This is a genomic window from Arthrobacter sulfonylureivorans (genome assembly GCF_047607445.1).
Classification (GTDB): Bacteria; Actinomycetota; Actinomycetes; order Actinomycetales; family Micrococcaceae; genus Crystallibacter; species Crystallibacter sulfonylureivorans_A.
In genome coordinates, this window is record NZ_JBLKRT010000012.1 from 1 (window position 1) to 20,181 (window position 20,181).

The 20,181-nt window shown below is 63.1% G+C and carries 11 protein-coding genes and 1 tRNA gene; 4 read left to right on the forward strand and 8 right to left on the reverse strand.

What is annotated here, in order from left to right:
* Positions 1 to 383: 383 nt before the first annotated feature.
* Together ettA and ACMX2H_RS07555 are read right to left on the reverse strand one after the other, a co-directional pair.
* The gene (gene ettA / locus ACMX2H_RS07550) at positions 384 to 2,066 is read right to left on the reverse strand and encodes an energy-dependent translational throttle protein EttA (RefSeq protein WP_414959916.1); all 1,683 of its coding nucleotides are present in this window, start codon (positions 2,064 to 2,066) and stop codon (positions 384 to 386) included.
* A 94-nt stretch (positions 2,067 to 2,160) separates the two neighbouring features.
* Positions 2,161 to 2,742 carry a single-stranded DNA-binding protein gene (locus tag ACMX2H_RS07555; protein WP_414959917.1) on the reverse strand — a complete coding sequence of 194 codons (582 nt, stop codon included), beginning with the start codon at positions 2,740 to 2,742 and terminating at the stop codon, positions 2,161 to 2,163.
* A gap of 210 nt (positions 2,743 to 2,952) precedes the next feature.
* Here ACMX2H_RS07555 and ACMX2H_RS07560 point away from each other — a divergent pair, with 210 nt between their 5' ends.
* The 3 genes from ACMX2H_RS07560 to ACMX2H_RS07570 all read left to right on the forward strand — a co-directional run bounded on the left by ACMX2H_RS07560 (position 2,953) and on the right by ACMX2H_RS07570 (position 5,244).
* Positions 2,953 to 3,999, forward strand: a complete 1,047-nt coding sequence (locus ACMX2H_RS07560; protein ID WP_414959918.1) for a tyrosine-type recombinase/integrase — start codon at positions 2,953 to 2,955, stop codon at positions 3,997 to 3,999.
* A 56-nt stretch (positions 4,000 to 4,055) separates the two neighbouring features.
* Positions 4,056 to 4,128 (forward strand) — tRNA-Arg (locus ACMX2H_RS07565).
* Between the two features lie 261 nt (positions 4,129 to 4,389).
* Positions 4,390 to 5,244 carry a hypothetical protein gene (locus ACMX2H_RS07570; protein WP_414959919.1) on the forward strand — a complete coding sequence of 285 codons (855 nt, stop codon included), beginning with the start codon at positions 4,390 to 4,392 and terminating at the stop codon, positions 5,242 to 5,244.
* Between the two features lie 106 nt (positions 5,245 to 5,350).
* Here ACMX2H_RS07570 and ACMX2H_RS07575 read toward each other — a convergent pair whose 3' ends face one another.
* From ACMX2H_RS07575 to ACMX2H_RS07590, 4 genes are all read right to left on the reverse strand, one after another.
* On the reverse strand, positions 5,351 to 6,988 hold the full coding sequence (locus ACMX2H_RS07575) for a CotH kinase family protein (protein ID WP_414959920.1): 1,638 nt from the start codon (positions 6,986 to 6,988) through the stop codon (positions 5,351 to 5,353).
* A gap of 276 nt (positions 6,989 to 7,264) precedes the next feature.
* Positions 7,265 to 9,064 carry a hypothetical protein gene (locus ACMX2H_RS07580; RefSeq protein ID WP_414959921.1) on the reverse strand — a complete coding sequence of 600 codons (1,800 nt, stop codon included), beginning with the start codon at positions 9,062 to 9,064 and terminating at the stop codon, positions 7,265 to 7,267.
* Between the two features lie 122 nt (positions 9,065 to 9,186).
* Positions 9,187 to 10,668, reverse strand: a complete 1,482-nt coding sequence (locus tag ACMX2H_RS07585; protein ID WP_414959922.1) for an endonuclease/exonuclease/phosphatase family protein — start codon at positions 10,666 to 10,668, stop codon at positions 9,187 to 9,189.
* 181 nt (positions 10,669 to 10,849) lie between these two features.
* Positions 10,850 to 11,617 carry an endonuclease/exonuclease/phosphatase family protein gene (locus ACMX2H_RS07590; RefSeq protein ID WP_414959923.1) on the reverse strand — a complete coding sequence of 256 codons (768 nt, stop codon included), beginning with the start codon at positions 11,615 to 11,617 and terminating at the stop codon, positions 10,850 to 10,852.
* A 940-nt stretch (positions 11,618 to 12,557) separates the two neighbouring features.
* Between ACMX2H_RS07590 and ACMX2H_RS07595 the strand changes: the two genes are divergently transcribed.
* Positions 12,558 to 15,056 (forward strand): GH25 family lysozyme, encoded by a 2,499-nt coding sequence (locus ACMX2H_RS07595; protein WP_414959924.1) that lies wholly within the window; start codon positions 12,558 to 12,560, stop codon positions 15,054 to 15,056.
* A 53-nt stretch (positions 15,057 to 15,109) separates the two neighbouring features.
* Here ACMX2H_RS07595 and ACMX2H_RS07600 read toward each other — a convergent pair whose 3' ends face one another.
* Positions 15,110 to 18,580, reverse strand: coding sequence for a CDP-glycerol glycerophosphotransferase family protein (locus ACMX2H_RS07600; protein WP_414959925.1), 3,471 nt, complete (start codon positions 18,578 to 18,580; stop codon positions 15,110 to 15,112).
* The gene (locus ACMX2H_RS07605; RefSeq protein WP_414959926.1) at positions 18,580 to 19,875 is read right to left on the reverse strand and encodes a stealth family protein; all 1,296 of its coding nucleotides are present in this window, start codon (positions 19,873 to 19,875) and stop codon (positions 18,580 to 18,582) included. Before ACMX2H_RS07605 ends, ACMX2H_RS07600 begins: the two co-directional genes overlap by 1 nt.
* Between the last annotated feature and the right edge of the window lie 306 nt (positions 19,876 to 20,181).

Here is a 20,181-nt window from a genome sequence, read left to right on the forward strand (position 1 = left end):
ATTGATCCCGATCTCGCCGATCACATAGACCGGCTGCCCGGCACCGACCTGCACATCACCGATCGCGACGGGAGCCGGCGCACCGGCGGGAATATTGGAAGGCATAGCTTGCGTGGTCAATGTAGCTCTTTCTGTACCGCTGACTCGATGACCACCTCACGCTATGGTCAAACGGTGAAGCACCGGCGCTGGCCAAGTGGCCGGCCGGTGTACAGAAGGCGACGAACTGAGGAAGCGGCTTTCGGCCGGATCCGCAGGCGCTATTGCACCAACTCTTCAGTGCGGACAGGCGGCCGGGCCGGCTCTCCCCCTCCCCCCGACGGCCAAAATGCAGCGGGCGGCCCCCGGAACCGGGAGCCGCCCGCAGCAGTCTGGACCTACCGTCAGTCGCGGGTCAGGCGGCGGTGCGTCACGCGGTGCGGCTTGGCCGCGTCCGGGCCCAGCCGTTCCACCTTGTTCTGCTCGTAGGAGTCGAAGTTGCCCTCGAACCAGTACCAGTTCGCGGGTTCTTCGTCGGTGCCCTCGTAGGCCAGGATGTGGGTGGCCACCCGGTCCAGGAACCAACGGTCGTGCGAGACCACCACGGCGCAGCCGGGAAATTCCAGCAGCGCGTTTTCCAGGCTGGACAGCGTCTCGACGTCCAGGTCGTTGGTCGGCTCGTCGAGCAGCAGCAGGTTGCCGCCCTGCTTCAGGGTCAGCGCCAGGTTCAGCCGGTTGCGCTCACCGCCGGAGAGCACGCCGGCCTTCTTCTGCTGGTCTGGGCCCTTGAACCCGAAGGCGGAGACATACGCGCGGGACGGCATTTCGACCTGGCCCACCTGGATGTGGTCCAGGCCGTCGGAGACGACCTCCCACAGCGTCTTGTTCGGGTCGATGCCGCCGCGGGACTGGTCCACGTAGGAGATCTTGACGGAATCGCCGATCTTCAGCTCCCCGTCGTCCAGCGGCTCAAGGCCCACGATGGTCTTGAACAGCGTGGTCTTGCCGACGCCGTTGGGGCCGATCACACCGACGATGCCGTTGCGCGGGAGCGAGAAGGACAGGCCGTTGATCAGCTCGCGGTCGCCGAACCCCTTGCGCAGGTCCGTGGTCTCGATGACCTGCTGGCCCAGCCGCGGTCCCGGCGGGATCTGGATTTCCTCGAAGTCCAGTTTCCGCGTGCGCTCCGCCTCTGCCGCCATTTCCTCGTAGCGGGCCAGACGGGCCTTGGACTTGGTCTGCCGGCCCTTGGCGTTGGAGCGGACCCAGTCCAGCTCCTCGGCCAGCCGCTTGGCCTGCTTGGCGTCTTTTTTGCCCTGGATTTCGAGGCGGGAGCGCTTCTTTTCCAGGTAGGTGGAGTAGTTGCCCTCGTACGGGTAGAGGTGCCCGCGGTCCACTTCGGCGATCCATTCGGCCACGTGGTCCAGGAAGTACCGGTCGTGGGTCACGGCGAGGACGGCGCCCGGGTAGGACTTCAGGTGCTGTTCGAGCCACAGCACGCTTTCGGCGTCCAGGTGGTTGGTGGGCTCGTCGAGCAGCAGCAGGTCCGGCTTCTGCAGCAGCAGCTTGCACAGCGCCACCCGGCGCCGCTCGCCGCCCGAGAGCACGGTCACGTCGGCGTCGCCCGGCGGGCAGCGCAGCGCGTCCATGGCCTGCTCCAGCTGCGAGTCGATGTCCCAGGCGTCGGCGGCGTCGATGGCCTCCTGCAGCTTGCCCATCTCTTCCAGCAGCGCATCGTAGTCGGCGTCCGGGCTGGCCATCTCTTCGGAGATCTCGTTGAAGCGCTGGATCTTCCCGTAGATCTCGCCGACGCCTTCCTGGACGTTGCCCAGGACGGTCTTTTCCTCGTTCAGCGGCGGTTCCTGCAGCAGGATGCCGACCGTGTAGCCGGGGCTCAGCCGCGCCTCGCCGTTGGACGGGGTGTCCAGCCCGGCCATGATCTTCAGGATCGTGGACTTGCCCGCGCCGTTGGGGCCGACGACGCCGATCTTGGCGCCGGGGAAGAACGACATGCTCACGTCGTCCAGAATGACTTTGTCGCCAACGGCCTTGCGGGCCTTGGTCATCGTGTAAATGAATTCCGCCATGCCCTCAAGGCTAGTCGGTGCGCCCCGCGATCACACATTCAGGACAACTGCAATCCCGTGACGGGCAGGCGGCCCGCCGCCCGCCACGGACTGCTCAGCTGGCCATCGGCAAATCCTCCCCGCTTTCCCGGTCGCCGCCGGCAGCCTCCTCCGCCGCTGCCGCCATGGCCGGCTGGACCGTTTCCTGGAGGTTGCCTGCTTCCGCGTCCGGGACGGAAGCAGCCGGATCCGGATCCGCCAAGGCCATCGACCGGTAGTCCAGGGAGCGCCGGTGCGGCGCATCCGTGCCGTCCGGCGCCGCGCCCGTTGGCGCTGCCGACCAGTTCTTGATGAATTCCGCGGTGCCGCGGCGCAGGTCATGCCCGATGGAATCCGCGTCGATCTCCGGGGAGGTGCCGCGGCGGCCGTCCTGCAACTCCCACTGGCGCAGCTTCAGCTTGCCGGTGACCACCACCGGATCGCCCTTGGCCAGGCTCCGCCACAGGTTTTCCGCCAAGCCGCGGAAGGCCTGGACCGTGTACCAGTTGGTCACTCCTTTGACCCATTCGCCGGTGTCGCGGTTCAGCCAATCCCCGGACGACGCCAGCCTGAACTCCGCCACCGCGTCCCCCTTCTTGGTCCGCTTCCGCTGCACCTCCGTGCCGAGCACGCCGCGGACCGTGATGTAGTCGCTCATCTCCTGCCTCCGATCTCCTCCAAGCCGGCGGTGCCGCCGGCAGCAGCCACTCTGCCCAAGCCGGACGGCGGGCAAAAGCGGCCCCGGCCCGGCTGTGGACGGCTCTTTGCCGGCGCCCGGGTGTGTAGGCGCACTCGGCACGGCACCGGGTTGTCCACAACGGAGGAGGCCGGGAGCCAGGGGCCGGCCCGCTGGCCCTAGCCTCTAGGCGTGGATCCAATCTCTTCCCGCACCCATGGGCGCCGCGGCTACCGGGGCCGTGCCCGCCCCGCCGCGGCCGGTCCCGGAACGGCACCCCGGGCGCGGGACATAACGGTCGGCGCGCTGTACGCCGACTGGATGCGGCTGCTGACCACGCAGGGGCTGCGCGGCCGGCCCATCGCGGCCAGCACGGCGGCCAATTACCGGAAGAACTGGCACCGGCACATCGCGCCGCGCTGGTCGTCCACGCCGGTGGACCAGGTGCACTGGCGCGACGTCGGCGAGTGGATCGCCGGCCTGCAGGCCGGCAGCCGCGGCCAGTCCGGCAACAACACCCGCCGCCGGGTGGCGCTGATGTTCATCCGGCTGATGCGCCACAGCGTCTACCTGGAACTGCTGCCCGAGAACCCGGCCACCGATGCCACCGGCCGGGCCGGCTACGTGCCCCGCGCCCCGGTGGAGAAGCGGCGCATTTATTTGTCGATGCCGGAACTCCAGGACCTCGCCGGACATTGTGCGCCGTGGACAGATCTCATCATGCTCGCCGGGACCACCGGACTGCGCTGGGGAGAGATCACCGCGCTGCACGCCCGGGACTTCCGCAGCACGCCCGACGGCTGGCTGCTGGAGGTGCTGCGCTCCTGGAAGGAGGGCGACGCCGGCGCGCCGTCGCCCAACACCAAGAACGGCGGCACGCGCACCGTCCCGGTTCCGGACAAGGTCGCCGCCATGGTGCTCGGCGCCCGGCCGGCCGAGGGACTGCTGTTCCGCTCCCCCGGCCGCGGCGGGGTTCCCGGCGGACGGCTGCACCACTCGAACTTCGCCGCCCGCGTGCTGCGCCCCGCTGCCGCCGGGGCCGGGCTGGACCCGGCCCCCACGTTCCACGACCTGCGCCACACCGCCGTCAGCCTGATCCTGCACTCCACCAAGGACGTCAAGCTGGCGCAGCGGATCGCCGGCCATTCCTCCGCCCAGCTGACCCTGGACACGTATGCCGAACTGTTCGAACAGACCCTCTTCACCGCCTCCCGGGCACTGGACGGCTTGATAGAGTAAATCCTGGATTTGTCCCGAGCCGGACGCGTGCGCAGCGGCCCGGGCCGAAACCGCCAGCCTCGGTAGCTCAGCGGATAGAGCAGGAGCCTTCTAATCTCTTGGTCGCAGGTTCGATTCCTGTCCGGGGCGCAATAAGACTATGACGGCAGATTTCTGTCCTTGCCCGCCGATCCAGGTGCCGGGGCACCAACCGGAGACGGGCCACCAAGACGAGGCAAGCCGCCGTTCCGCACAACGGCCCGCCGAAACCACATCCTGGGCCCACTAAAACCACATCCCGGCGCTCCAAGTGAGCAGCGTCTCAAATATTCACGACGGTCCTGGGAACCGGTCGGATACAGGTATCGTTACCTATCCGTAATAATCCCCTGATTGAACTAGGTACGACATATGGCTGACGACTCCGCTGCCGACGACAAGAAGCCCAAAGCGCTCGGGCTAAGTGGCACCCAGACTATAGGCTCGGCGATGGCCGCGGTGACCTCCGCACTGGTAGGTTCCTTTCTCGGCGTCGCCGGAACGCTGATCGGCGCCGCGATTGGTTCCATCGTCGCCACGGTGGGCGCTGCGCTCTACGCCCGGACGCTGAGCTCCGCCGCCACTGTGGCCATGAAGAAAATCCCCAAGGCTCGGGTGCGCGCCCTGCGGGAAGTCGAAGAGGTGGCCGCCAGCGCCCCATCCGAGGCGATCGAACCGCAGGCCGAGCCGACCAGACGGAAGGACAAACGCGCCAAGAAGCCCATCACGCCGATGACGTGGCTCAAGGTTGGACTGGCCAGCACGGCGGCTTTCGCTATCGCGATGATCGGCATTACCGCGGTCGAATTCGGCACCAGCCAGCCGATCTCCAGCCTGGTCTCGTCTGCCACAGGGATCGACCGTGCATCGAGCGCCTATAAGACGACCCTCGGCTCCCTGGGCGGCAAGGAGGCAGCGGAACAAACGGACAAACCCGCCAAACAGGACGACGCCCCCGCGAAGACCGAAGACGGTGCAACCGACGACACTGCGGCGACGGATGATCCCGCAGTGGACGGCACCAGCTCAACCGAAGCCGAAGAGCCGGGAATCACCGAATCGAACGGCACCGAACAGGGCCAGGCCCCGGCACCGGCAACGGGCCAGACCGCCGAGCCTGCCCCGGAATCGACTCAGGCCCCGGCGCCGGAAGAGACGCCGGAACCTGCCCCAGCCGAGCAGGGCGGACCGTCAGATGGCGGCGGCGAGGCCGTAACCGGCCAGTAGCACGTCCCTTCCCGCGGCTGGGCGCCGGACGCCCGGCCGCGGGAGCCATTCCGGCTTTTGCCTACCTCGAGGCGCTGCCGGACGAAGAGACCCGAGCATGTGCCGGCTACCTATACTGGCTGTTCATCCAACTGATCCGGCTCTTCACCCAACTGCGCAGGTAGCTGACTTCCTTCGACCAGGTGCCCTTGACGATGTGGTAGTTGCGGAGCTTTTCCTTGACGTTCCACTTCTTGAAGTTCGCCGCGGCGGATTTCGAGATGAGCTTGCTTTGGCTGGCCAGGAATGAATCGCTCTTCTTCAGCGAGGCGTGGACCTGCGTCCAACGTTTGCTGACAGCCTTCCGGAACTCGGGATCGTCATTCAGCCGGTTGAACCAAGTCTCCGCCGACTGGCGCGACGAGATCTTTAGCGGATCGCGTAGGTACCAGGTGTTGGTGTTGTCGAGCCTGCCGGCCTTGTTTGCGTTCCCGGCCGACATGTCGAAGTCCCACAGGGGTCCAAAATACAGCTTCCCATTGGGCTTCTTGTACATGTAGACACTCGCGAACATGTTGCCGTCGAGCGGCTTCATGAGTTCCATGGCGATGTAGTAGTCGACGGCCGAACGCTGATCGATATATTTTCGCCAGCCTTTGGTCGAGGACTTGAAACTCTTGCCGAACAGCGCCTTGTCCGCGGCAGCAAGATACCCGTCAATATATTTAACCTGCGCCGGCGTGATGCCCTTTCCGGTGTCCTTGCCGGCTTCGCCATAATCGTTTTCGGGTTCCTTGATGCCCACATAGCCGTGTTTACCGACGGTCACGTTGTGATCCGCCCCTTTGCGGAAGTCCCACTCGAGGACATAGCCGCCGGTGTTGTTGGTCGAACTCGAATCCAACTCGGGCACGCTGACCCGGACCGCCTCCCCGGGCTTCTTCTTCGCCGGATCGGTAACTGCTATCCGCTCGATCAACAAATACGAACCGCGGTAGGACCCGTTCACATAGAGATCAACCGGCTTGGATTTAGGGGTCCACGCCAGCTTGGTCATCTTCGAACCGATATAGCCGGCAAGGGAGTTGCGCAGCAGCGACTTGTCGTAGTGGTTGGCAACCAGAGCCCATTTCTTGCTGGCACCCAGCCCGCACAGGTCGACCTTCTTGTCGAGTTTGACCGTGTACGACTTTTTGTCGAAGGTCCAGGAGGAGTTACCCCGCCCCTTGGCTGCCGCCAACTGCGACGAAACGGCGGAGCAGCCGGGACCAGCTTTAATGGCAAAGCGGCCTTCGAAATAGCGGCTGCGGGTGTTGATCGAATTGCCCTCGTTGGTGTTAAGGGAAACTGCCGGGAGCCCGAGCTTCCTAAAGGGAGTCTTGGCCACATATTTGACGGTGCTGGAGACCGCTTCGGTACTGCCAGCGCCGGTCACCGCCCGGTACTGGTGCTTGAGTTCCAGCGGATTGGCGATGGTGAAGTTCACCTTCCCATTCGAATCCTGTGTCCCGGTGGCAACCGTCTTCCACGTCGAGGACGTGACTTCAGTCGTCATGGAGGTGACGATCGTTTTTGCTTGCAGTTTGGCAGCCTGACCCGGAACCGCCGGGCTGAACTGAGCCGTTGCCTTTGCAGCGGTTCCCGGTCCGCCGTCGGCAATTGCCAGTGTTGCGGTAGCCGCGCTGGCCTGCGGCAAAGAGGGTGGTGATACGACCAAACCCAGCGAAAGAGAAAGTATTGCGGCAGCAGAAAATAGGCTCTTCATGATTCCCCCGAATCAGCACGCAACCCCAAGATGCGATAGTGCCCGCACACTACTCCTGCGGCTGCTTTAGGACAACAGCCCTCTTTAATCCACTGGAGAATTTCCGCAGAAAGGGTGGCACCCCGCTCTGGCCCCTCACCGCCAGGGCGGCTGGAAGCCACCTAGAAGAAAGCCCTGACCTGCTGGAGCGGGAACCCAGTCTGCGTAACACCGGACTGGACCGGTTGACCGGTTGGAGAGCGATCTTGCGAGGGCGGGCTCTCCGCCAGCTCCCGTCTAGCGCTTGACCGAGAGGATTCGTCGCTTAACCCGGCCAAGATCGCGACGGATCCTGCGCGCCAGACGCGGGCTGTTCCCGGCCACCCAAGCCGCAGCCAGTCTGCCTCCTGGCACTGGCTTGGTTGCCTGTAGCCGACACTCGGCGTCGTCTTGGACACCCGTAATGGTGAGGCGCAAACCTGCGGCGTGCGAGGACGCGACGCTGCCGGCCACGGCGGTGACATAAAGGTCGTATTCACCAGAGCCGACGTTGTTCAATTCGAGACCAGCCCCCGAAGGCGTCCCGAAGCATGTGAACCCGTAGTTGCCCAGCGGATCGCCCAGCTTCCCCCCGTCGAAATCCTTGCGGCTCGTGGCGAGTTGATACGAAACCACCGCGGTGCGGGACCCGGCCTTGGCGAGGACAAGGTAGTAACGGACATCATTGCGCCGGGGGCTCCGAAAGCCCGGCAGCACATAGCTGCCCTCCAGATGCACCCTGTTACCGCGGGCCCAGGATGAGCCCATTTCGAAGAGACTGCCCGGCACTTCCTCGTCCAGGACCGATCCTTTGTACAATTCCACGGTGGTCCCCGTCGAGTGCAGCCGCACGAGATGTTTTCCGCTCACTAGCGCGGCATCCTGAGGCTCTGCCCGTACGGCATCGACGGTTACGGACTCGCCGCCCTGCCCAAGTATCAGGCCGAGCGAGTAGCGCCCTGGAGGCAGCGCGGAAACGTCGATGCCGCTGCGTTTCCGGGTGGCGAACCTGCCACGAGAGTAGTCGCAGAATTCATTCTCGAAGTAAGTCCGGCTTAACTTGTCGTCCGGAACACTCTCCAGGCCGTAGGTCTTGCGGCGTTTATCTGAGGCGAGGACCAGCTTGCGGGACAGCTGTCCGGGCCCCCTAGTGCTCTGACCCTTAACAAAGAGGAGCCCTTCTGGATAAAACCGATTGTCCCGAAGAGTCAGAGACGTCAACATGCACACCGTCTCGTGCCGTTCCCGCACCGCCGCGAGGGACGGTTGAGGCACGGACGACTCGAAGGCCCTGATTCCGTTCCGCACCTGCCCGTAACGCGGAACTGCGCCCTCTCCGAGCGCGGCTATCGTGGCAAGCAGTAGCGGAATGTTGTACGAAGCAACGTCCCGGTGTCGCTGTACCAGTGGCGAGTCGGTCAAGATGAAGTTGAAGTTCTCGTAGCGCTCGTATTCCGCGAGATACGGAAGGATCTCCGTCTTATACTGCCCATCGGACGGCGACGTGAACAGATAGACGTTCCGGGTCCTGTTGGGGTCGTTCATCAGTAGGGACGGCAGCACGTCGTCTAACTGCGCCACAGCGTCATCGGTGGCATCGCCGACCATTTGCTTGAGGATGTCCGGCCTGAGCCGTTGGTTTCCGCTGCCGATCCTCATGCGTGGAGACACCGCGATGACGTTCGGATAGTCGTTGGCCAGAGCGTGGTACAAGGCCCCGCTGGCCCCCTTGGAGATCCCGAACAAGGTGCAGTGGTGCCTTTCGAGGCCGCGTTCAAGTCGGATCTTGTCAATCAGAGCGGCGACAGCCTCGGCAACCAACGTTCCCCGCCGGTGTGTGCGGATGTAATAAGAGAAGTCGCCGTCAAAGGTGTCCCGGATCCATAGGATGTCGGTGCGGATGCCGTCGACCACCGACCCGTTGAGGTCGTAGCCCCTTTTCGGGCCGAACCCACCCGAAAAGACCACAAGCAGGTGCCGGCGGTCCTGCAGCGCGCGTCGAAATTTGTAAGTGACCGAGAGTCCCTGGTAGACAAATTCTTGGTCATTGACGTGCATTTCAGTCCTTGAGTCGGTGGAGCTGGGCCTTCAACATCTTAGCTGTCAAGCCGACGGGTACCGGCCAGCGACGACGGGCGGCCCAAGCGCCCCGCAGTCCCCAGACAGGGCTGGCCCAAGAATTAGGGGAGTTTAACCTTCGCAAGCACCATGTTGTGGTCAGAGCCGGGGACCGACCGCAACCGCCCCGTTTTGTCGACGTCGACAACATTCTCGTAGGAAAGAGTCCCGCGGATGTTCTTTGTGAAGATGTAGTCGATCCGCGACCACGAGGTCTCCATTCTTTTGTGATAGCCGTTGAAAGTTGAATAAGCGAAGTTTTTCTTAACAGCGCTCGAGGCCGCGTCGGTCCACCCCAGCCCCATCATCGTCTCGTGGGGCATGTTGGAGGGTCGCTGGTAATAGTGGCTGTTCATGTCGCCGCCGATCAGTACCGGCAGGTTTTTGGTGTTCCGCGCATCGAGCTTCCGGTCAATCAATCGCATGGTCTCGGTCTTGGAACCCTTGCCGGACAGCGGAATCTTCGGATCAACGTGGAAGGACAGCGCATAGAACTGCTTGCCGGACTTCCGGGACTTCAGCACCGCCCATGCGGCCCCGCGCTTGTTCGCACCCTCGGCAGTGGGCAGCGCGAACGTCCCCTTCTTAACCAGCTTGTATTTCTTGCTGTTATACGCGATCCGATTTGAATAGTGGGAACTGCCCAGCTTCTCCGGGGCGCGGTCCATTGTGTAGCCGGCCTTCTTCAACCGCTTCCGGAAGTCCACCATCGACTGTGTCTTCTTGGTACCGGGCACCTTGTAGTTCGACGCCTCCTGAAGGAGGAGTACGTCCGGCTTCTTCGCCGAGATGGTCTTCATGATGGTGGTGACCCGGGTGGTCCAGGCTGGCGGATTCGCACCCGGGTCTCCCTTGCAGAGAGCACACAGGAGGTTATAGCTCGCCACGGACAGCTTTTCGGTGCCCTTGACCTTGGGCGCCGCGGCAAAGGTGGTGTACCGCTTCGACGTGCGGGTTTTCGCATCCTTGTTATGCGCATAGATTCGGACGAAGTTCGGCATCCCGGAGCGGGAACCGTGACTGAGCCGGTCCACGGTAAAGCTAGTGCCCTTAATATCTCGGAACGTTCGCACGTGGCGCGTCATGGCCAAGTTGTCGGCCACCTTGACGCTGTAGTGCGTCGTGTGCGCGGTCTTGTTCCAAGACACCGTGATCTTGTCCTGGCCCCGCTTGATCTTGATGGATGAGAATTCTCCTGGGAAGAACGCCAGGGTTCGTGCCTTCAAAGTTCCAGACCAGCCGCTGACTGGCTTCCCATCGCGGTTCAGCGCCTGGAACTGGATGTAGTACGTGGTGGCGTCTTTCAAACCGCGCAAATTCCACGTTTTGTACTTTGTCACTACAGAGGAATCACGGAAATCAGAGCGGGTGCTGTAGCGCACGGTGTAACGATGGGCATTAACGATGGCAACGTACTGCAATCCGATGGACCCACGCGTGATCTTGACTGCTTTCGGTGCCGGAGGGGAGGGTGAAACGGATACGGCGGGCTGGGCAGCGGAGGCCGCCAAGGCCGTCCCCGGCACTGAGGCAACGAATGCCATGACAACAGCCAGGCAGATGGCCGCAGTTCTGGCATAGAGCGATTTTTTCAACTTTTCCCCCGGATGGAACCTTCAATCAGGCACTGTAATGTCGGTGAGCCTAACACAGGGCTGACTGCCTGCAGCCTTACGCGCTGTCACCGTCCTGGGGAAGGCCACGCGGGCGAAACGACTGGGAACCCTAGAACCAGACCGGCTGCGGTCCAACAGCCGGGGTGCCTACAGCACAATGCGGCCAGGTCAAGTCAGCGACGACTGGCCGATGATCGGAAGAGTCCGTGTCCATAACGCTCGCCCTCACTACCTGAAATTGACCGCTGATCAGGAGGTAATCGATGCGCCTAGAGGGTCGCTCGGCTGGAAAGCTAAAGCCCGTGCCGTGGCCTCGCTCCGCGAAGGTGTCCATAAACTTCGCCGTGACTTGCCGCATCTCGGGCGCTCCGGGGACCGTGTTAAAGTCGCCCGCCAGCACGGTGGGCAGGTCCGATGCCCCGGCAAGCGCCAGGACTTGATTGATCTGCAGCCTGCGTTGCTCGGCTCGCCGATGGTCCAAGTGCGTGTTGTAGAACCTCAGTTGCACTCCGCCTAGGTCGATGACTGCCTCGAGTAGGCCCCGCTGCTGGGACGGATCCTCTTTATAACGGATATTCCGGAGCAGATAATTTCGCGAACTGACGATCCTGTACTTGCTGAGAATGGCGGTGCCGTACTGACTGCGCTTCTTCTGCCCGTCCCGCGGTGGCCGTTCCACGTTGACTCCGTATACGAAGTACATGCCCAAACGCCGGGCCAACCATGCCGCCTGGTCGACAAACTTGCTGCGGGACTTATGCCGGTCTACTTCCTGCAGTCCGATGATGTCAGCCCCGCTGGCATGGATATCACGGGCGATGGCTGCCAGGTCCAATTCATCCTCGTCGTCCGAGCCGTTGTGGATATTGAACGACATGACTCGAATGTCCGGCACCACGTCGGTACGAGTTGGGCGGCAGATGAGATTCGGGGCAGAGAAGTGCACAGCTTCAACGTCGCCGCCTAGGGGAGCCGGTCCCGGCATGAGAAGGGCCATGAGCAAGGCAGCAGCCACCAACGCGTGGTTGTGTGCCCCCATATTGCCACCCGCTGTCCCCAGTTCCCGCGCGGCTGGAACTATTTGCAGTTCGGTCGGCGCCTCGCAGGTTGAAGCAGTTTGGACCTCCTGGAACACCCGTGTCAACGGCCTTACTACCCTCTATGCCCCCCCCTACTATGTGCGACTGGAGGAATGGACCCTCGGGGGACATTGTCGGCGTTCCGATTCTGAAGACGGAGGGACTTTCATCGAACTGCTGGATAAATTTCTGGTTACTTTCAAACTGCACCGCAGGTCACTCTGGTCACTCTTTTAACCCCGGTGTTAGGGTGAAGCGTCTTTTGCCGTCACAGCCCTGCGCAGCAGGGCTAAAGGCCCTCCGCTATGAAGGGCTCAACCGGAGTTCTAAGCTATGAGCACTCGCCACCTGATACCCCTTCGATCCGCCAATGCCCACCGAGGCGCCACCAAGTTTGCTACCGGCCTGGCGGTCCTGTCGGTCGCTATCTCCGGGCTGATCACGGCGCCGCCGGCAACGGCAACAGGGCCCGTTCCGTCAGCAGAGGCCAGCACGCCCCCGCCACCGGTGGAACAACTTTCCTCGGTGGACGAAAGTCTGGTTGACACGCTGGCGGCACCGACGCCCGGTGCGTCTGAGGATGCCAGCGCCGACAACACGGAGCAAGCACGTCCTTCCATTTCCCCCTCCGAACCGGCTCCTCCCGAATCGGCTCCGTCCGAACCTGCCCCGGTTGAGTCGACGCCAGCGACGCTGCCAGACTCCGAGCCGAAGGACCCATCCACTCTTGAGAAGGAGGTGGAGGTCCCCGTCGATGAAATGTCCGAGCAACAACTGCTGGAACTGCTGGCCGCGTTGCAGGGCAAGCATGGCGCCGAAATGGGCCAAGGGTTGCAACAGCGTGACGAACGGTTGGAAGAGTTGCAAGAGCCGGAAGTCAAGGAAGAGCTGGAACAGCAGCTGGAAGTCTTGGACATTGAACGAACCGTTTCCATGCAGCCCGCAGCGGCACCCGCCGCCCTGCCGGCCGATAAACGAGACATGTGGCGACCTCAGGGTGTTCAAGGCATTGACGTCAGCAGCCACCAGCCGAGCGTCAACTGGCAGACGGAATGGAACTACGGAGCCCGGTTCGCGTACGTGAAATCCACCGAAGCTCTGAGCTATATGAACCCGAGGTGGACGTCCCAGTACACCGGTTCCTACAAGGTCGGGATGATTCGCGGCTCCTACCACTTCGCCATCCCCAACGTCTCCTCCGGCACGCGGCAGGCGAACTACTTCGTCGACAACGGCGGTGGCTGGTCCGCCGACGGTAAAACGCTACCTCCGCTTCTGGACATCGAGTACAACCCTTATCCGGAGCTGGGCAACACGTGCTACAGCATGAGCGCCAGCAAGATGGTGGCTTGGATTAAGGACTTCTCCAACACGATCAAAGCGCGGACCGGCCGCCTGCCCGCGATTTACACGACGGCAGACTGGTGGAACAAGTGCACTGGCAACAGCACAGCGTTCAAGAACCACCCCTTGCACATTGCGCACTATCCCTACGCCGGCTACACACTGGACAAGCCGAGGCTGCCCGCGGGCTGGACCTCGTATGACATCTGGCAGTACAGCTCCACCGGGCCCTTCACCGGCGACTCCAACGTGTGGAACGGCTCCATGACGTCGCTGCGCAACTTTGCCTACAACATTGGGTCGAGTAGCAGTCAGAGCACCAACGTCAAGCAGGACTACGCTGCACCTGGCGACCTCAATGGAGACGGCCGCGGAGATCTGCTCTCCCGCCGCACCGACGGCTCACTCTGGTTCCACCCGGGCAATGGATCCGGCGGTTACACCACTCCGCGGAAGATTGGCGGAGGGTGGGAGATCTTCAACTCGCTTATCGGTGTTGGTGACCTGAATGGTGACGGTCGGTCCGATCTGGTGGCCCGGCAGACCAATGGTTCGCTGTGGTTCTATGCCGGAACCGGCACTGGCACCTTCAAGCCCCGTGTGCGCATTGGCAGCAGCGCGGGCTGGGGCCAGTATCCGGACATTATCGGGACTGGAGACATCAACGGTGATAAGCGTGCCGATCTGCTGGCCAAGCATTCCAACGGGTCCGTGTACTTCTACGCCGGCACAGGAACGGGCAGCGTCGGCAGTCGCATCCTGGTGGCCTCCGGATGGCAGGTCTACAGCCAACTGGTTTCGCCCCGGGACTTCACCGGCGACGGTAAGAACGATCTGGTGGCCCGTAAACCGGACGGCACATTGTGGCTGCTGCGGGGCACCGCAAAACCGGGAGCCATGGGAAGTCTGTTCACCAGCGCGCAGAAGATCGGTTCGTCCGGGTGGCAAACCTTTAGCACAGTGCTCGGCGTCTGGGACAACAATCGGGACCGCAAAAACGATCTGCTCGGAATCGGTGCAGACAAGTCCCTGAGTTTTTATGCCGGCACCCATTTCAAAGACTCCTCAGGCATGAAACCCCGCGTGGCCACCGGAACGGACATCTGGGACAGCTATAGCGAAATCATCACCCCCGGCGACTTCAACGGGGATAGCAAGGCTGATCTGATCGGCCGCAAGCCCAACGGACAGTTGTGGTTCGCGGCCGGCAACGGCAAGGGCGGTTACGGCTCGCGGGTCCGGATCGGATACGGCTGGCACATCTACAGCACCGTGTTCGGCGTCGGCGACTACAACCGGGACGGCAAGAACGACCTGGTGGCCCGGCAGAAGGACGGCACGCTGTGGTTCTACGCAGGCACCGGCAGGGTCAACAGCAGCGACCACGGCTACAAACGCCGCGTCAAGATCGGCAACGGCGGCTGGAACCAGTTTTCCCGCCTCCTGGGCGTCGGAGACGTGAACAGGGACGGACGCACCGATCTGCTGGCGGTACGTCCGGACGGTGCGGTTCGGCTGTACGCAGGTCCGGGCAACGGCCAGCACGGCAGGGCGTCCACCATCGCTGCCGGGTGGCAACGGTACTCCTACCTGACGGCCGTTGGCGACTATGACGGCGACGGCACCGCCGACATCGTGGCCCGGAAACCGGACGGCACGCTGTGGCTCCTCGCCGGGCGGAAGTCCAACTCCTCCGGCTGGTTCGCCCCCGAACGGAAAATCGGCAGCAGCGGCTGGAACATCTACAACCGGATTGTTGGACCCGGCGACTTCAATTCGGACAAGAAAGTAGACCTGCTCGCCACCACGAAGACGGGGTTCATGTGGCGCTACGACGGCACGCGGTTCGTCAACGGAGGGTTGCTGCCACGCAAGTCGGTCGGCCGACTCTAACACCGCAATGAGAGGGCGACGGCATCCGCCGTCGCCCTCTCCTTTTGGACTCCTTAGAGGAGTTGATCCACCACCCGACGGGCCGCATTGCCGTCGTCCTTCGGGGCATACTTGGCGGCGAACGCCTCCAGCTTCGCCTGGCGCTGGGGGTCGGGTGTTTGTGCTGCATCGATCGCAGCAAAGAGTGCGTCTTCGGTCTGGACCACGGGGCCGGGCAGTTCCGTGCCGTAGTCCAGATAGAAGCCCCGCAAGGTATCGCGGTACCGCTCAAGGTCGTACGCGTAGAACACGATCGGCCGCTGCAGGATAGCGAAGTCGAAGAACACCGAGGAGTAGTCGGTGACCAGAACGTCGCTGGCCAGGTGCAGTTCCTGGATCTCTGGGTACGCCGAAACGTCGTAGACGCTCTCGCTGGCGCTCTCGGGGATCTCCAGCCTGCTGCTGACCAGCACATGCATGCGGAGCAACAACACGGTGTCCGATCCGAAGCGCTCGTGGAACTTCTCCAAGTCCAGCGGCAAGTCGAAGCTGAAGCGCCCGGTCCCGGCACTTTGATCGTCCCGGAACGTCGGGGCGTACAGGACCACCTTCCGGTCGGCAGGGATGCCCAGCTTCTCGCGGATCGCCAAACCGGCGCCCGAGTCCTTCCCGAGTGCCAAAACATCGTTCCGCGGATAGCCCTCCTCCAGCACCTTTCCTTCGTAGCGGAAGGCGCTGCGGAACGCTGCGGTGGCGTAGGGGCTTGGAGACAGCAGAACGCTCCACTGCTTGACCGCCTGCGAGACGCGCTGCAGGTAGTCGTCCGCGCGCCCGTAGACCTCGTCTATGTCATGGAGCATGCGCTTCAACGGGGTGCCGTGCCAAGTTTGAATGAACACCGCGTCCCTGCGGCGGCGCAGGTAGTGCGGAAAGTTCTGGTTGTTCACCCAGTACTTAGCCTTGGCCAAGTACCAGTAGTACTCCGGCGAGAGACGTCTGACCACGCGGGTGTGCGCGTCCGACGTGGGCAGCTTCTTGTCATACACCCAGACCTTGCGACGTGTGTCCCCCCGGCGAAGGAGTTCCTCGTAGATGTACCGAGGACTGTCCGCGTACTGCTTCCCCAAGCCGCTTTCAAAGATGATCAGGTCCTTGTCCAAGGCGGTCCTGGACACCAGCTTGAACATCCGCTGCATTGCCGGGAAGTAGTACCGGCTACGGCGGAACCGACCCATCGCCCGCTCAAAGATCTCCGGATCCACCAGCCGGCGGACCCTCGGTTCCGCGGGCTTGGCGCTGCGGACGGCCTCGAATATTCGCCGGCAATTCTCTTGGTCGCGGTACTTGAGGAACCGCTGCGCCCGGCGGACGTAGTCGGCGGGCATAACGCAGCCGGCTTCGAGCGCCTCTTCCAGATAGGCCAACAGCCGCCCACGATCGAAGGCAATCCGGCCCGGCAACTCCTCATCCAAATCCAGGTGCGAACCCCGCGGGCCCAGGAACCGTTCACGGTCGAACTGGTAGTAGAGCACCGGCTTCTCCAGGAAACTGAAGTCGAAGCCTACGCTGGAATAGTCCGTCACCAGCAGGGCGCTCTCCTTGAGCAGGTGCTGCACATCCACCTCACCCTGGGAGATGACGCGGACCGGCGCGTCCTCGAAATGATGCCTGAACTTCTGCATGTTGGGGTGCAGCGAAAAGATGATCTCCGCGTTGTGCTCCTCGGTAAGCCGCCGCAGCCGTGGGTCGTCCAGGAGGTCCTTCCATGCATGGAAGTACTCGGATTCGGGAAACAGCGACGGGTCCGCCAGCCAGTCCCGCCACGTGGGGATCACCAATATTTGGTTGCGTTTGACCTCGACATCGTCGGCGAACAGCGCATCAAAGCGGGACAATCCCGTGACTTTCACGTCTTTGGGTGCATACCCGAAGTCGCTGACAATGTATTCCTTCTCCCGCTCGGAACTGACCAAGAAGAGGTCGGTTTCGAAGCCACGGACTTTTTTCCCGTAGTTGGGCACCATCCACTTGGTCCCCATGACACCGTGCTGCAAGAACACCTTGACGCCGCCGACGGCGCGGTGGAACTGCGGCAACCGGGTGGGATACAGGAAGTCTGGATGGTGCGAGCCAATGAAACGCTCTGCCTTCAGCGCTACCTCGACATGCTCCCTGGATCGGTAGGCCACCACATGGTCCAGCCCCTCCAGGTTTCGGGCCTCGGGCGACAACGGGTCGATGACGTAGTAGGCGTCGATTTCGGGATGGTTTTGCCGCAGATAGCGGAAAAAGGCCAGCCCCGTGTCCTGTGCCTTATAAGGCCGCTCCCCCACGACCCACACCGGTTTGCCGACGAAGCCGCGGTGATTCCGGAACGGGATCCGAGTCCGGCGCTGCAAGTAATCGAAAGCCTCGGTATCGAGGATTTCCACAAGCAGCGAGGTGTTCTTCGCCTTGAAGGTGTAATAAGGCGTGACGCACACGGTCTTCGCTCCCCGCCGTTGCCATCCGGCTCTGGTGAGCTTGCGCGTAACGTACCGGGTCTTGCCGATGCGCGCCCTATGCGGCTGCTCGTCCACCCGGTCCCAGACCTCAAGCCAGAGGTCGACAATGTCGTCCTCCGCAAGGTCTTGCAGGGCGATGCGGGCCAGATCCAGCCGCGCTTCTACCGAGTACTCGCGCAGGCCGTACTTCTGCGACGTAGCTTCGGCATCGAATGCTATCTCCGCCGGCGCGGTGTAACTCCGACCGCTCTGGCGGCCAAGCAGCACCAGCTGCGCCCTGATGGCCTCGCCGTGCCGAGTCACCAGACGTCCGGTCAGTTCCACTTCGCCGCCCGCCACGGACAACTTCTTGACGTAGACGACGTTGTACGGTTTCAACGGGCGGTTGACCGCGAGGCTCAGATAACCCTGCCGGTTCACGTAGGGTTCAAGCGTCGACTCCCCCGCCGTGACAGCATGGAACTGCCCCACCACTGTCTCCAAAAACCTGCCGACCGGAATCCAAGCACGGTAACGAAGGGCGGGTCCGATGATGCCGGCTTCCAACGCAGCCCGGAAGTCCGCGAAGTCCTGGCCTGTTTCCCCGGCAACAGCCCCTTCGACTACGGCGCCGTGCATTTTTCCTGCTTCCGCTGCCTCTGCCGTCGGCCGAATGTCGCGACCATATCGGGGCAGGTTCGCTGCTTCTGCCTCGACCTCGACGAACAGCCGAAGCGCAGCACCCTCTTCACCGTACGAGGAGGCCGGCGTGTGGGCGGCGAGCGGTTCAAGCCCCACCGAGGCTTGGTAGTCCCGCCCCTCCCTCGTCTCGGCCCCGGGCAACGCTTCGACCGCTGTCAACCGCACGGCGCCCTCGCCGCTGCCGGCCCATAGGGCGCGGGGCACCAGTTCCGGCGCGAGGGTGAACCCAACTCGCAGTTCCGAGCCAGACTGGCCGACCGAGAGCCGGTGCAATTCGCGGCGTGCAGCGGAGGAACGCGGGTCGAGGAGTCGCTCGGCCTTCGCCTTGGCCCGCATTAGGACCGACTGGGGATTCGGCATTACATTCCTACTTCAAAAGAGCTGGGAACCGGGAAATAAGACTGGAGGAACCGCTGGACCATCAGTTCCTGCTCATGGCGGTCGATGGCGGCGGCGCCGACTTCGTTGAGGCAAAAGACGTCGGCGTCCCTGTCCCGCAGCAGCCGCAGCAGTTTCGCCTGGGCACTGGCTTCACCGATATCGCAATAGCGGTAGGCGATCTCTCCGGGAACGGCCACAGCAATGCCATAGCCATAGTAGTGCGCCAGTGACGACGGTATTGAGATGTCCGCAGGCGTGCGGAAACGCGCGTGAGACGTCGCCGAGTGAACGGTTTCGAAGTCCTGCTCAAGCCGCCTCAAGGTGCTTACCCGTTGGGCGTGGGCCGCGTGCTTGAACTTGTAGATGGGGCTCTTGCCGAACTTCTCCTCGATCAGGGCCCGGTTCCGTTTCGCGGCGCTGTCCACCGGCAGGTCCCCGGGTCCTGCCGGGCCGTCCCCGACGCGCTGCTCGGATAAGAAAAACTTGGCGATGCCGTTGCCATGGAAGAACAGGTTCGGCGTCACCGGGCGGCCGAAGAACACGTCGTCGTTTAAATACAGGAAATGTTCGCTCAGGCCAGGAATGCGGTGCAACTGGGCCTCAATCGCGTGGGAGTTGAATGTGGGCAGTGCGTCCAAGTCGGCAAAGACGTCGCTGTGGTCCACCACGGTGATCCGCGGGTTGGCGGTATCCAGCCATTCCGGCACCTGCCCTGCGGTGAGGAGGTAGATGTGGTTTGCCCAAGGGGCGAAGTAGTCCACCGACCGCAGAGAGTACCGCAGTTCGTCGTGGGTGCGGAACCGTTCCTCATTGCCAGCGAACTCGTTCAGTTCGCCCGGGTGGACGCTGGCCCAGGCCTCGTCCCGAGCAATCCGCCACTGAGGGTCGGCGCCGTCCACCCAGGTGTAGACGAGATCCACCGGCTCGGTGAACTCTGTGATCGGGTTGTGGACGCCCGTCGTGGCCTGCGCTACAACTACTGTGCATCCGAGGCGCTCGTCGGCCAGCACCTGCGAGTCCGCCGATTCATACTCGAAAAAGGTCACGTCCCGCTGGGCAACGAGGGCGGCGTCGCGGGCAAGCTGAGGCCGTTGGCCATCTGTGGCTCCGTAGACGGGCCGCCCGGAGGCGCTTCGGCGCACCGCTTCCAGCAGGGCTGGCAAATCCGACGACGCCACGCTGATTCTTGTACCGCCATGCGGGCCATCGGCTTCTTCGCCGAAGCTGACGCCGGCTTCCTGCGCTGCCGCCACGACTAACTGTCGGTTGGACATGGCCACGTCGTTCGCACAAAAACGGCGCACAGGTTTAGTCAGGACTGTCCGCCCGCGGACAGAGGCTGGAACGACGTCGGCGTCAATACCGACCATCACCCGCCGAGTCTGAGCTGAGCGCCAGGCGTCGGCGGCGCGGCGCTGAAAGGAGGTCCTGCCGTGGCGAAGGTCAAAGAGTCCTTGGACAGCTGGCTGCGGCAACACCCGAGCGAGAGTTCCGCGCAGTCCGGCGATCATCGGATCCTTTCATCCGGCAACATAAGCAGCCCCGCGGTTGGCGAACCGTAATGAGTCCCAGTCCCCGGG

What these genes read in the sequence shown, in the direction of transcription:
- ettA (WP_414959916.1), bottom strand. Translation starts at nt 2,066, where the DNA reads ATGGCGGAATTCATTTACACGATGACCAAGGCCCGCAAGGCCGTTGGC.
- ACMX2H_RS07555 (WP_414959917.1), bottom strand. Translation starts at nt 2,742, where the DNA reads ATGAGCGACTACATCACGGTCCGCGGCGTGCTCGGCACGGAGGTGCAG.
- ACMX2H_RS07570 (WP_414959919.1), top strand. Translation starts at nt 4,390, where the DNA reads ATGGCTGACGACTCCGCTGCCGACGACAAGAAGCCCAAAGCGCTCGGG.
- ACMX2H_RS07575 (WP_414959920.1), bottom strand. Translation starts at nt 6,988, where the DNA reads ATGAAGAGCCTATTTTCTGCTGCCGCAATACTTTCTCTTTCGCTGGGT.
- ACMX2H_RS07580 (WP_414959921.1), bottom strand. Translation starts at nt 9,064, where the DNA reads ATGCACGTCAATGACCAAGAATTTGTCTACCAGGGACTCTCGGTCACT.
- ACMX2H_RS07585 (WP_414959922.1), bottom strand. Translation starts at nt 10,668, where the DNA reads ATGGCATTCGTTGCCTCAGTGCCGGGGACGGCCTTGGCGGCCTCCGCT.
- ACMX2H_RS07590 (WP_414959923.1), bottom strand. Translation starts at nt 11,617, where the DNA reads ATGTCGTTCAATATCCACAACGGCTCGGACGACGAGGATGAATTGGAC.
- ACMX2H_RS07600 (WP_414959925.1), bottom strand. Translation starts at nt 18,580, where the DNA reads ATGCCGAATCCCCAGTCGGTCCTAATGCGGGCCAAGGCGAAGGCCGAG.
- ACMX2H_RS07605 (WP_414959926.1), bottom strand. Translation starts at nt 19,875, where the DNA reads ATGTCCAACCGACAGTTAGTCGTGGCGGCAGCGCAGGAAGCCGGCGTC.